Here is a 13471-nt window from a genome sequence, read left to right as displayed (position 1 = left end):
ATTTGACCTTCACTCGAGACATCGCCATCTTAGTGCCATGATATTGCTGATCGACAACTACGACAGTTTCACCTTCAACCTTGTCCACCATTTCGGGACATTGGGAGAGGTCTGTGACGTTCGTCGCAACGATGCCCTGAGTGTTGAGGAGGCCCTTGCCCTCCGTCCGGAAGCCATCGTGATTTCTCCCGGCCCATGCTCGCCCAACGAGGCCGGTATCTGTTGTGACCTGATTGCAGCAGCGGCGCCGCATGTGCCGGTATTGGGCGTCTGCCTTGGACATCAGGCGATCGGGCAGGTTTTTGGCGCGACGGTCGTCCGTGCGCCTGTGCCAATGCACGGAAAGGTCGACGGCATACGTCATGATGGCACCGGCCTGTTCCATGGTCTGGCCAGCCCGACACAGGCGACGCGCTATCACAGTCTTACCTTGGCGCCAGAGACGATACCTGACACCCTTATCGTCAATGCCCGGTCGCAGGATGGCGTGATCATGGGCGTGCGTCATCGGACCCTGCCGGTCCATGGCGTGCAGTTCCATCCCGAGAGCATCGCTTCGGAAGATGGTCAGATGATGCTGGCCAATTTCATCAATATCGCCCGTGCTGCACGCCAGAAGTCGCAAGCAGCCTGAATGACGATGCAGTCTGGTCGTCTCAAACAGGTCATGGGTCGGCTCGCCGAGGGGCGGCGTCTCACGGGGGAAGAGACCGAAGCGCTCTTTACCCTCATCATGCAGGGCGAAGTGCCCGGCGAGCAGCTTGCAGCTATCCTCATGGCGCTTCGCTTGCGTGGCGAAACTGTCGATGAGCTGAGCGGTGCGGTGCGTGCCGTTCGGGCCTGCATGACAACCCTGCCCGATGCCCCGGAAGGGGCAATGGATGTTTGCGGCACAGGGGGAGACGGGCTCGGCACGCTCAATGTTTCCACCGCCGTTGCTTTCGTGCTTGCGGGGCTGGGTGTGCCGGTGGCCAAGCACGGCAATCGCGCTCTGTCGTCTCGGGCGGGGGCGACAGACACGCTCATGGCGCTGGGGATTGCTCCGTGCGAAGATCTGGGCGAGCAGACGCGCCGCTTGCGTGACGGCCGTCTGGCTTTTCTCGCAGCGCCGCTGCATCATCCGGCCATGCGCCATGCCGCGCCGGTCCGGGGGGCACTTGGCTTTCGCACGATCTTCAATCTGATCGGGCCGCTCTGCAATCCGGCTGAAGTCCGCCGACAGATGATCGGTATCTACGATCAGCATTGGCTGCGCCCTGTGATCGAGACACTGGCATCGCTCGGTGCAGAGTGTGTCTGGGCCGTGCATGGCGAGACCGATCTTGGCGGGAGTGACGAAATCACCCTCGCGGGCCTGTCGCATATCCATGCCTGGGATGAAGGGCGCTTTCTCGATCTTGTCCTGACACCGGATATGGCGGGACTGCCGCACCGCCCCATCGCAGCCATTGCGGGCGGTGACCCCGCCCATAATGCCAGCAAGCTGCTCGACATGCTCTCCGGCCAGGAGGGCGCGTATCGTGATACCGTGCTCCTCAACACGGCTGTCGCCCTGCATGTCTCTGGCCGTTTCCCCATTCTTGAAAACGCGTCGATCGTCCCCACTCTCCTTCGCAGGAATGTCGAGGTCGCCGCACATGCCATCGATACAGGGCTTGCCCTGTCGGCCCTCGTTCAGGCGCAGAAGCAGGCGCCGGATTCTGCCGATGCGGTGCACCCCTCCCATTTGATCCAGACGTCAGGCTTGAAATGACCGATCATTCGTCCACGCCCACGCATGACACGCCCGCCGGCTTTCCTGATGTTCAGGTGCCCGGAACCCTTGTGCAGGAAGAGACCGCATTGCCCGTTTCCGGCGTGGACATGCCGGATGTGCTGGCGCGTATCTGTGCCCGGACGCGCATTGATGTCGAACAGCGCTCACAGATCATGCCACTCAAGGAAATCACGGCACGCGCTCGCGAGGTCAGTGTGCCTACGCGCGGTTTCGGTCAGGCGCTCAAGCAGATGGCGGCCGATCGGCGTGTCGGGCTGATCGCGGAGATCAAGAAGGCCTCGCCTTCGGCTGGAATCTTACGTCCGGATTTTGATCCGGTTGGCATTGCAAAGGCTTACGAAGCGGCCGGCGCGATCTGCCTTTCGATCCTGACCGAGGGCTCATGTTTTCATGGGTCGATCGAGGATCTCAAGGCGGTCAAGGAAATCTGCCCGCTGCCGATCCTGCGCAAGGATTTCATTCTTGAGCCCTGGCAGGTGCATGAAAGCCGACTGATCGGAGCGGATTGCATCCTGATCATTCTCTCGGCCCTGACCGATGCCGAGGCTGCCGAGCTCATCGCCCTTGCCCGTGGTCTTGACATGGACGTGCTGTGCGAGGTGCATGACGAAGGCGAACTCAATCGCGCACTTGCGCTCGACACCTCGCTTATCGGGATCAACAACCGCAACCTGCGTACGCTCGCGACCGATCTGGACACGACAGCCAAGCTTGCCCCGCTGGTGCCGCCCGATCGTATCCTCGTTTCCGAGAGCGGTATCCGCACACTCGAAGATGTGACGCGTGTGGGTGAGGTAGGGGCCAGCGGCGTGCTCGTTGGCGAAAGTCTCCTGCGCGAACAGGATCCTGGCATCGCCGCTCGCCGCCTGCTCGGCACGCTCTAACGCACATATTAACAGCCCGGGTTGTGGACTTGCTCAACGGGACTGGTAAATACCGGTCCCTGAGTTGTGCATGACACAACGATCTGGCCCAGGAGATACTCAGCATGTCCGGCAAAGCCCATAAGGGAGCGGCTCAGCCGCTCGCCGATCACAACGGACCGATCCTGCCACTGGAGACCGTGCGCACGGCATATCGCGATATGCTTCTGCTGCGCCGTTTCGAGGAAAAGGCTGGACAGCTTTACGGCATGGGTCTGATCGGCGGTTTCTGCCATCTCTATATCGGTCAGGAAGCGGTGATCGTCGGTATGTCGCTGGCGATGAAGCCGGGCGACAAGATCGTGACTTCCTATCGTGATCACGCGCACATGCTGATGATGGGCATGAGCCCCGGCGGTGTGATGGCCGAGCTGACCGGACGCAAAGACGGCTATTCGCATGGCAAGGGTGGCTCCATGCACATGTTCTCACGCGAGAAGAATTTCTATGGCGGTCATGGCATCGTGGGCGCGCAGGTAGCCATCGGCACTGGTCTGGCCTTTGCCAACAAGTATCGCGGGACCGATGAAGTGGGCGTTGCCTATTTCGGCGAAGGCGCTGCCCAGCAGGGGCAGGTCTATGAGAGCTTCAATCTCGCCGCGCTGCACAAGCTGCCTTGCATCTATGTGATCGAAAACAACCGCTACGGCATGGGCACGAGCGTCGAGCGCTCCAGTGCTGCGGCTCACAACCTCTCCGAGATCGGAGCGCCCTGGAAGATTCCGGGCCGCAAGGTGGATGGCATGGATCTGTTTGCCGTGCATGAGGCGGCTCAGGAAGCCGTCGCGCATTGCCGTGCGGGCAAGGGCCCTTTCCTGCTCGAGATGGAAACCTATCGCTATCGCGGCCACTCCATGTCTGACCCGGCGCGTTATCGCGACCGCTCGGAAGTCGAGGAGATGCGCCGTACGCGTGACCCCATCGAGGCGCTGCACAAGCTGCTGTCCGAGAAGGGCACGACAGACGAGGCGTTCAAGGAGATCGACGCCGAGGTGAAGCAGATCGTCAATGACGCTGCCGATTTTGCGCAGAACAGCCCCGAGCCTGATCTCTCTGAACTTTGGACCGATATTCTGGTGGAGGCGTAAGTCATGGCCGCTCCTGTTCTCATGCCGGCTCTTTCGCCTACCATGACTGAAGGCACGATTTCGAAGTGGACCCGCAAGGCGGGTGACAAGATCAATTCCGGCGACGTCATTGCCGAGATTGAAACCGACAAGGCCACGATGGAAGTCGAGGCGGTTGATAGTGGTATCCTGGCAAAGATCCTCGTGCCGGAAGGCACCGAGAACGTCGCCGTGAACACGCAGATCGCCATCATCGCAGAAGAGGGCGAGGACATCTCGGCGCTGGAAAATGGCCCGGCCCCCGCCCAGACGACCCCGGCTCAGACCGCGGTTGAGGAAAAGGCTCCCCAGAAGCCGCAAGAACTGGTGGCAACACCGGACCGCGAATGGGGCGAGACTTCGGTTATCACAGTGCGTGAAGCCCTGCGTGATGCGATGGCCGCAGAGCTGCGTCGTGATGACGATGTGTTCCTGCTTGGCGAGGAAGTCGCCCAGTATCAGGGCGCCTACAAGATCAGCCAAGGTCTGCTTGATGAATTCGGTGAGCGCCGCATCATCGATACGCCCATCACAGAGCATGGCTTCACGGGTATGGCTGTCGGTGCCGCTCTGACAGGCCTGAAGCCGATCGTGGAGTTCATGACCATGAACTTCGCGATGCAGGCGATCGACCACATCATCAATTCCGCCGCCAAGACGCTCTATATGTCGGGTGGACAGATGGGCTGTCCCATCGTGTTCCGCGGCCCCAACGGTGCAGCAGCGCGTGTGGGTGCGCAGCACTCGCAGTGTTATGCCAGCTGGTACGCCCATGTGCCCGGTCTGAAGGTCGTTGCCCCCTGGTCATCAGAGGATGCCAAGGGCCTGCTGCGTGCAGCTATTCGTGATCTGAACCCGGTGATCGTTCTAGAAAACGAGATCCTGTACGGACAGAAATTCCCGTGCCCGGTGGACGAGGAGTTCATCCTGCCCATCGGCAAGGCGAAGATCGAACGCGAGGGCAAGGACGTTACACTGGTGGCGTTCTCGATCATGGTTGGTGTGGCGCTCGAAGCCGCTGCCAAGCTGGCTGAGCAGGGCATCGAGGCGGAGGTGATCAACCTGCGCACCATCCGTCCCCTCGATACCGAGACGATCATCAACAGCGTCAAGAAGACAAGCCGTATCGTATCGGTTGAGGAAGGCTGGCCGGTGGCTGGCATTGGCGCCGAAATCTGCACAGTGGCCTGTGAGCAGGCGTTTGATTATCTCGATGCCCCGCCTGCGCGCGTCTGTGGTCTGGATATTCCGCTGCCCTACGCCGCCAATCTCGAAAAACATGCGCTTCCGCAGCCTGACTGGGTGGTGGACGCGGTTCGCAAACTGTTCTGAGGGGCTGCGACCATGGCTACCAATATCCTGATGCCCGCTCTTTCTCCGACCATGACCGAGGGTACGCTCTCGCGCTGGCTGAAGAAGGAAGGCGATACAGTCAAGGCAGGCGATCTGATTGCCGAGATCGAAACCGACAAGGCCACGATGGAAGTCGAGGCGGTCGACGAGGGGATTCTCGGCCGTATCGTCGTGCCGGAAGGCAGCGAGGGGGTGAAGGTCAATTCGCCCATCGCCATTCTGGTCGAGGAAGGCGAGGCTGTGCCTGACGCCGTTGAGTCGGCGCCGGCGCAGAAAGCGGAGCCCGCCCCCGAGACGGCCTCACAGACCGCCGCGCAATCGGCTCCCGCCCAGGCAACCCCGGCTGCGCCCGCGCAGTCTCAGGCCGCGCCGGTGGCGGCATCCCACCGCAAGCGCGTTTTCGCCTCACCGCTGGCACGTCGCATTGCCGCGCAGAAAGGTATCGATCTCGCTGCGCTGAACGGGACAGGCCCTAACGGCCGTATCCTGCGTCGCGACGTCGAGAACGCGAAGCCTGTTCAGGCTTCGGCAACGGTGACGGCTGCGGGTTCCATCCCTGCTGAAGCCAGGCGCGTGCCGAACTCGTCCATGCGCAAGGTCATTGCCCGTCGTCTCAGTGAGTCCAAGCAGAACGTCCCGCATTTCTATGTCTCGGTCGATATCGAGCTTGATGCGTTGCTTGCCCTGCGTGGCCAGCTCAATGCAGCATCACCCAGCGAGGGCGAGGGGCAGTTCAAGATCTCTGTCAATGACATGATGATCAAGGCTGTAGCTTTGGCCCTGCGCGATTGCCCCGGCCTGAACGTCCAGTTCACTGAAGCCGAAACGCTGCATTTCCCGGACATCGATATCTCGATGGCGGTCTCGATTCCCGATGGCCTGATTACACCGATCATCCGTCAGGCCGATCGCAAGACCCTGCGTGAAATCAGTGAGCAGGCGCGTGATCTGGCCAAGCGTGCCCGTGACGGCAAGCTCAAGCCGGAGGAATTCCAGGGCGGCACGTTCTCGATTTCCAATATGGGCATGTTTGGCGTGCGTGAATTCGCAGCCATCATCAACCCGCCTCAGGCCGGTATTCTGGCCATTGCCGCGGGTGAGAAGCGCGCCGTCGTGCGTGGCGATCAACTTGCGGTTGCCACTGTCATGACAGCCACCCTCTCGGTTGACCATCGTGCGGTCGATGGAGCGCTCGGTGCGAAATGGCTCAATGCCCTGCGTGACATTGTGCAAAACCCCTATCGACTGGTGATCTGACTCATGGACAAATTCGATCTGATCGTCGTGGGCGGTGGGCCGGGCGGCTACGTCGCTGCCCTGCGCGCCGCGCAGCTTGGCAAGAATGTCGCTGTGGTCGAAAGCACCCATCTGGGGGGTATCTGCCTCAATTGGGGTTGCATCCCGACCAAGGCGTTGCTGCGGGCGTCCGAACTCAATCATCAGCTACATAACCTTGCCGAGTTTGGCTTCAGCGCCGAAAAGGTGAGCTTCGACATCGAAAAGGTGGTGGCGCGCTCGCGCGCCGTGTCACGTCAGTTGTCGCGCGGTGTCGCTGGCTTGCTCAAAAAGGCCAAGGTCAAGGTTTACGATGGCCGGGCCAAGCTCGCCGGTCGTGACGGCAAGGCGCATATTGTCGCCATCAGCAAGGATGGCAAGGAGACCGGCCGTATTGCTGCGCCCGACGTGATTCTGGCAACAGGCGCCCGCGCCCGCCACTTCCCCGGGCTCGAGCCTGATGGGGAGCTGGTCTGGACCTATCGCGAGGCGATGGTGCCCAAGGAACTGCCGAAGCGTCTTCTGGTCATCGGGTCCGGGGCAATTGGCGTCGAGTTCGCGTCGTTCTATCGCAATATGGGCGCTGAAGTGACCATTGCCGAAGTGGCCGACCGTATCATGATTGCCGAAGACGCGGAAATCAGCGCCATGGCGCAGAAGGCCTTCGAGAAGCAGGGTATCAAGGTGCTGACTGGCGCCAAGGTTGGCCCGCTCGACAAGAAGGATGGCACCGTCTCGACCCGGATCACGACAGCATCGGGCACGACCGATCTCGTTGTCGACAAGGTCATTCTTGCGGTTGGTATCGTCGGAAATGTGGAAGACCTCGGCCTCGAGCAGACCAAGGTCAAGGTCGACAAGACCCATATCATTGTTGATGAGTTCTGCCGCACCGGCGAGCCGGGCCTGTGGGCCATTGGTGACGTGGCGGGTGCGCCATGGCTGGCGCACAAGGCCAGCCATGAGGGCGTGATCTGCGTCGAGAAGATTGCAGGCCACGATCCCGAACCGCTCCATCCGCTCAATATTCCGGGTTGCACCTATAGCCGCCCCCAGGTGGCGTCGGTGGGTCTGACCGAGGAAAAAGCCAAGGCAACCGGACGCAAGCTCAAGATCGGCCGGTTCCCGTTCCTCGCCAATGGCAAGGCGCTGGCCATGGGCGAGCCGGATGGCCTGACCAAGACCATCTTCGATGCCGAGACCGGCGAATTGCTGGGCGCGCATATGATCGGTGCTGAAGTGACGGAGATGATTCAGGGCTATGTGATCGCACGGACGTCCGAACTCACCGAGGCCGAGCTGAAGGAGACGGTTTTCCCGCACCCGACAATCTCGGAAACGATGCATGAGTCGGTCCTTGCAGCCTGGGGTGGAGCACTCCACTTCTAGTCATGACCATGCAGCGCATTACTATCGATCATCGCAAGTCAGGTTCGCTTCGCCATCCTGAAAAGGCCAACCGGCCGGACAACCCGATCCAGCGCAAGCCGGACTGGATACGGGTAAGGGCGCCCAACAGCCCCGTCTATCAGGAAACGCGCAAGCTCATGCGCGATAACAGGCTGGTGACAGTCTGTGAGGAAGCCGCCTGTCCGAATATCGGTGAATGCTGGTCACAGCGCCACGCCACCATGATGATCATGGGGGAGATCTGTACGCGCGCCTGTTCGTTCTGCAACGTTACGACAGGTATGCCCAAAATGCTGGATGCCGATGAGCCACAGCGCGTGGCAGAAGCGGTGGCCAAGCTCGGGCTGCGCCATGTGGTCATCACCTCAGTCGATCGCGACGATCTGGCCGATGGTGGGGCGCTGCATTTTGCCCAGACGATCGCACGGGTGCGCGAAGCCTCACCGGAAACGACGATCGAGATCCTGACGCCTGACTTCCTGCGCAAGCCTGGCGCGCTTGAGGTGGTCGTCAAGGCCCGTCCGGATGTTTTCAATCACAATATTGAAACTGTCCCCCGGCTCTATCCGTCTATCCGCCCAGGGGCACGGTATTTCCAGTCCGTGCGTCTGCTCGATGACGTGAAGGCGCTCGATGCTTCGATCTTTACCAAATCCGGGCTGATGCTCGGTCTGGGTGAGGAAAAGATGGAGGTAGGTCAGGTCATGGACGATTTCCGTATTGCCGACGTCGATTTCATCACGATGGGTCAGTATCTGCAGCCAACGCCCAAACACGCTGCCGTGGCAAAATTCGTGCCGCCCGACGAGTTCGAGGAATTTGCCCGCATGGCCCGCGCCAAGGGCTTCCTGCAGGTCAGCTCGAGTCCGCTGACACGCTCGTCCTATCATGCCGATTCCGATTTCGCAGCGCTTCGAGAGGCGCGACAGAACAGGCTGAAGCAAGAAGCGCTCCAGCTGGAGAGAGAATAATGCCTACCCATGCCGAGCAACGATTGATCGCTTACAGTCCTGAACAGCTTTTCGATCTCGTGGCCGATGTGGGTGCCTATCCTCAATTCCTGCCCTGGTGCGTCAAGGCTGTCATCAAATCGCGCACTGAACAGGAGCTTGTCGCTGACCTCACTGTCGGCTTTGGGCCGTTTCGCGAGACCTTCACGAGCCGCGTCTCGTTGGAGAGACCACACCGCATACGCGTGCGGTACGAGAAAGGCCCGTTCAGATATCTCAACAATGTCTGGACCTTCACCCCTGAGCCGCGGGGCTGTCTTGTGGATTTCTTCGTCGACTTCGAGTTCCGCTCGCGCCTTTTGCAGAACGCGATCGGGGTGGTGTTCAACGAAGGCGTCCGACTCATGGTATCTGCCTTCATCAAGCGGGCGCGCGACACCTACGGGGTATCATCGCAACCCGGTGCGGTGATCCGCCGGTAATCACGCGGACGTTTTTAAAGCACGCCGCAACTGCAACGCCTTCGTTACGTTTCCTGCTTACAGACGGGTATGGTTTGTGTCGCGATACACAAACCCGGCCCCGATATCTGCCTATCAAGGAAGGACGAACAATGAAGATTTCTGCTCTGGGTGCCACGCTGATGGCCGCTACCTTCGCTGTCGCAACGCCGGCATTCGCCAAGCACACGGGCCACAAGGCTCATGCCAGCAAGACCGCCATGCAGCACCAGAAGGCGGACAAGGGCTCGGCATCCACCGAGGACCTGAATGCACGCAGCTTGCAGCAGGCCCAGACTCCCGTTCCCGTGACGACGCCTGCAGCAGCGCCGATGGCCAATGCCACAGCCCCGGCCCCGGCCCCCATGCCGATGGACAACAACATGAAGATGCCTGCCTCGACGATGCCGGCTTCCTCGGGCCAGTAATCGGCCCTGCGTCCCTTCCCCTCATTCCGCCGCGAGACTTAGGCGCTACGGGGGAGGGATCGTGGCTTCCCTCTCGTCAGGATCTGATGCAGGTCTCCCGACACACCTCGTCTGTCCCCGCGAGAGGGCTCAGGTACCCTGTCTCATCGAGGCAGGGTTTTTTATTGCCGCGTCTACGCGCCTTGCGAGCCGTCCTGATGATTGGGGTCTCTCTGTAGCAGGGAAGGTCGATGCCTAAATGTTCTGCAATCTGCCCCTCGAAACCCTATGTTTCGCCGTTTGCATTGCCTATATGCCCCCATCATGAGCGGTGTTGATAAAAAACTGGTGCGGGCCTGGGTGCGACAATACGCAGGACCAGCCAAACGTGCAGCCCTGCCGGTTGTGGCAATCGGTTGCCTCTCGACATTGGTCGGCATCGGTCAGGCCTGGTTTCTTGCCTCGACGATCGGTCATCTTCTGGTCGGATACGACCCGTCGGTTCCTGGTCTTATCGGGGCCTTCGCCGTGCTTTCCCTGCTGCGGGCAATCTGTCTGTTTGCGCAGGAGCATTATGCGGCCCGTGCAGGCGTGAAGTCGCGCGAGCGATTGCGCCGATCGGCCCTGAGTTCGGTTTTCAATGTTGGACCAGCCCTGCTGCGCCGTCAGCACTCCGCCGAGATTGCGGCCTTGCTGGTTGATCGTATCGAGGCGCTGGAGGGCTATTTCGCCCGCTGGCTGCCCGCCTCGATGACATGGATGGTCTTTCCGGCCATTGTTCTTGTGGCGGTGCTGGCGGTCGACGCCCGTGCAGCCTTGATCCTCGCGATATGCGGGGCGCTTGTTCCGGTAGCGCAGGCTGTGTTCGGCATCGGTGCCGCACTCGCGTCACGCAACCAGTTTCTGGCGATGGTGCGTCTCCAGGCACGGTTTCTCGATCGGGTTCGCGGTATCGCGACCATCGTTCTCTCAAACGCAACGGACGCCGAAGCCGCGTCTCTGGCACGCTCAGCCGATGAGTTGCGCCGGCGCACGGTCAGGATTCTGCGCGTGGCTTTCTTCTCGTCGGCCGCCATAGATGTGGCGATGGTCGTGGCGATCATTCTGATCGTTTTGACACAGGGTCATTTCATCCATCTCGTTTCCGGCGTTCAGGATCAGCCTTCGACGGGTCATGTCAGGCCTTCACCGCATTTTGCCCAGACCCTTTTTGCGCTTTTTCTTGTCCCGGAATTCTTTGCGCCTTTCCGTGGGTTAGCCCTGGCCTATCAGGATCGGGCTCAGGCAGCTGGCGCGGCTGAGGCGATGCATGGGCTGGATGGGGACAGCCCTGAAGCAGCTCAGGACGCTGCGAGCGCCGTTGTGACGGGGCCTCTTACGGTAGAGGCGCAGCATCTGGGCTATCGCTGGGCCGACGATCGGCCCGCGGTATTTGACGATATTTCCTTCACGGTGCAGCCGGGAGAGACACTGCTACTCGACGGGCCTTCAGGCACAGGTAAATCAACGCTCATCGAACTGATCCTTGGTTTCATCCGGCCCGATCATGGAGCGATCCTGTTCAACGGGGAGGATATCGCGACGATGCGGGGGGCAGATATTGCCCGCCATCTTGCCTGGGTTGGGCAGAAGCCCGTCATCTTTGCCGGTACACTGCGCGACAATCTGCTTTTCGCCCGACCAGACGCAAATCAGGCAGCGCTGGATGAGGCCATCAGAGCCTCGGCAGTCGGCGCTTTTCTGCAGGATTTGCCAATGGGGCTGGATACCGAGATTGGCGAAGGAGGTTTTGGCCTTTCCGGGGGGCAGGCCCAGCGTGTGGCCATTGCGCGAGCCTATCTGAAGGATGCGCCGCTCCTGTTGCTGGACGAGCCAACGGCGCATCTTGATCCGGATACAGAACGCAGTATCATCGCGGCCCTGCATGATCTGGCAAAAGGCCGGACGGTCATTCTGAGCAGTCATTCTGCTGTCATGCAGGCTTTCGCGACAAAGAAGCTGCACCTTGGTCCATCACCTTCAGTCATGAAACCGAGTGCTTCCACGGTCCGTGTGGGATCGGAGATTCCCGCATGATCACAAGAGCGTCTCATTCTTCGCCCTCGGCTAAGCCAAGTGTCGAGCAGGCTCTAGGGATCATTCTCCGGGTTTGGCGGCCCTATGGCGGCCGTCTGCTCCTTGGGCTGGCCCTCTCCGCACTCGCCCTGTTGAGCGGTATGGCGCTAATGTGGAATGCTGGGGCCAGAGTGACGTCGCTTGCGCTGGGAATGGGCGCTGGGCTCGGTTTGCTCAGGGCGTTCGGTGGCGCACGTATCGTGCTGCGCTATGCCGAGCGTCTGTTTGCCCATGATGCCATGTTCCGCGCCCTTGCGGCGCTCCGGGTGTGGTTCTTCCGCAATCTCGCCTCCGGCGCTGCGGCAGGTCTTGGCTTTCGGCGCGCAGGCGATCTGCTCAACCGTCTCGTCGGCGATGTCGAGTTGCTGGATAATCTTTATCTGCGTATTGCCATGCCCATGCTGGGTATCGCGCTGTCCCTGCCTGTCATCGCACTCGTTGCGGGCTATGCAAACTGGCGTTTCGGCCTCGCGCTGTCCGGTCTTTTTCTTGTCGCAGCCTGTGTTGTACCGCTCGTGTCAGCCCGGCGCGCCGCGTCACGCAGTGCAGTCATCCTTCATGCTGAGTCGTCCTTGCGCGTCGCTGCAGTCGATCTTGCAACAGGCCTGCGCGAGGCCCGTGCCTTTGGCGGTGAGAGCCGTCTTGCAGAGCGCCTGATGACGGAGGAGGCGCGGCTTCATGGTGCCCAGCTGGATCAGGCGCGCGCCATGGCTGGTGCAGGGGCTGTTTCCTATCTGTGCGGTCAGGGCGCGCTCGTGCTCATCCTTGCAGGGCTTGCCGGGTTCGGAAAGCTGACGCTCGATGACGTGTCCGGCATCGCGCTCATATTCCTCACCGGGATGATTTTCGAGAACATCGGCACGTTGGCGCGTACCAGTGTGCTGGCGACACAGGTTGGGCAGGCCGCGCGGCGTGTTGTCGAAGTCGCTGAGGTGAAACCGGATGTAATGAGCAGTCATTGTCCGGCGCCTGAGGCTGGCGATCTTGTGCTGCGCGATGTGACCTTCGGGTGGGATCCGGCACGTGCGCCTGTCTTGAAAGGTATCGATCTCACCATAAGGGCAGGCGAGCATATCGCTCTGGTAGGGCCGTCAGGGGCAGGAAAATCCAGTCTCGCGGCGCTGCTGCTCAAGGTGACACGCCCGCAATCCGGACAGATCCTGTTTGGCGGCCATGATCTTGCAAGCCTCGATACGACGAGCCTGCGCGGGCAAATCGGATGGCTTTCGCAATCAACCCATCTGTTTGCCGATACCATACGGAACAACCTGTTGCTTGGGCGTGAGGGTGTGAGCGATGAGGCCCTGTGGGCAGCCCTGGAGCGCGCCGAAATGGCCGAGACCGTGCAGGCCTTGCCTGATGGGCTTGATTCCTGGGTAGGTGAGGGTGGCACGCGTCTGTCAGGCGGGCAGGGGCGTCGTATCGCTCTGGCTCGAACACTCCTGCGCGACACGCCGATTATCATTCTTGATGAGCCAGCGACGGGGCTCGACAGCGTGACCGAGCGTGCCTTCCTGAGAACGCTGGGTCGCACGATGCAGGGGCGCACCGTCATCCTTATCGCGCATCGTCTGACCGGGCTTGAAAACCTAGACCGAGCCTGGCGTATCGAGGCTGGGAACCTCACGCCATTACCGCTCTAGGAAGCAAGTTGG

The 13471-nt window shown here is 60.8% G+C and carries 12 protein-coding genes; all 12 read left to right on the top strand.

What is annotated here, in order from left to right; translation table 11 throughout:
- The first annotated feature begins 37 nt into the window (after positions 1-37).
- Positions 38-634, top strand: a complete 597-nt coding sequence (locus tag ACWNRM_RS04215; protein ID WP_485169548.1) for an anthranilate synthase component II — start codon at positions 38-40, stop codon at positions 632-634.
- Positions 635-1753 carry an anthranilate phosphoribosyltransferase gene (gene trpD, locus ACWNRM_RS04210; protein WP_485169549.1) on the top strand — a complete coding sequence of 373 codons (1119 nt, stop codon included), beginning with the start codon at positions 635-637 and terminating at the stop codon, positions 1751-1753. It abuts the gene before it with no gap.
- Positions 1750-2661, top strand: a complete 912-nt coding sequence (trpC, locus tag ACWNRM_RS04205) for an indole-3-glycerol phosphate synthase TrpC (RefSeq protein ID WP_485169550.1) — start codon at positions 1750-1752, stop codon at positions 2659-2661. Before trpD ends, trpC begins: the two co-directional genes overlap by 4 nt.
- Positions 2662-2765: 104 nt before the next feature.
- Positions 2766-3788, top strand: a complete 1023-nt coding sequence (gene pdhA, locus ACWNRM_RS04200; RefSeq protein WP_485169551.1) for a pyruvate dehydrogenase (acetyl-transferring) E1 component subunit alpha — start codon at positions 2766-2768, stop codon at positions 3786-3788.
- A 3-nt stretch (positions 3789-3791) separates the two neighbouring features.
- A complete protein-coding gene (locus tag ACWNRM_RS04195) occupies positions 3792-5138 on the top strand; it encodes a pyruvate dehydrogenase complex E1 component subunit beta (RefSeq protein ID WP_485169552.1) in 1347 nt (448 codons plus the stop codon).
- Between the two features lie 12 nt (positions 5139-5150).
- On the top strand, positions 5151-6416 hold the full coding sequence (locus tag ACWNRM_RS04190; protein ID WP_485169553.1) for a pyruvate dehydrogenase complex dihydrolipoamide acetyltransferase: 1266 nt from the start codon (positions 5151-5153) through the stop codon (positions 6414-6416).
- 3 nt (positions 6417-6419) lie between these two features.
- Positions 6420-7823, top strand: a complete 1404-nt coding sequence (gene lpdA, locus ACWNRM_RS04185; RefSeq protein WP_485169554.1) for a dihydrolipoyl dehydrogenase — start codon at positions 6420-6422, stop codon at positions 7821-7823.
- Positions 7824-7831: 8 nt separating this feature from the next.
- Complete coding sequence (gene lipA / locus ACWNRM_RS04180; protein ID WP_485169682.1) at positions 7832-8815, top strand: lipoyl synthase; 984 nt, start codon at positions 7832-7834, stop codon at positions 8813-8815.
- Positions 8815-9276 (top strand): type II toxin-antitoxin system RatA family toxin, encoded by a 462-nt coding sequence (locus ACWNRM_RS04175; protein WP_485169555.1) that lies wholly within the window; start codon positions 8815-8817, stop codon positions 9274-9276. The genes lipA and ACWNRM_RS04175 overlap by 1 nt, the downstream gene beginning before the upstream one ends.
- A gap of 131 nt (positions 9277-9407) precedes the next feature.
- Positions 9408-9722 (top strand): hypothetical protein, encoded by a 315-nt coding sequence (locus ACWNRM_RS04170; protein WP_485169556.1) that lies wholly within the window; start codon positions 9408-9410, stop codon positions 9720-9722.
- 303 nt (positions 9723-10025) lie between these two features.
- Positions 10026-11777 carry a thiol reductant ABC exporter subunit CydD gene (gene cydD / locus ACWNRM_RS04165; protein WP_485169557.1) on the top strand — a complete coding sequence of 584 codons (1752 nt, stop codon included), beginning with the start codon at positions 10026-10028 and terminating at the stop codon, positions 11775-11777.
- Positions 11774-13459, top strand: coding sequence for a thiol reductant ABC exporter subunit CydC (gene cydC, locus ACWNRM_RS04160; protein ID WP_485169558.1), 1686 nt, complete (start codon positions 11774-11776; stop codon positions 13457-13459). Before cydD ends, cydC begins: the two co-directional genes overlap by 4 nt.
- The last annotated feature ends 12 nt before the right edge of the window (positions 13460-13471 follow it).

The organism is Asaia sp. A2, from assembly GCF_057319415.1.
This window is presented reverse-complemented; position numbering and strand designations above follow the sequence as displayed.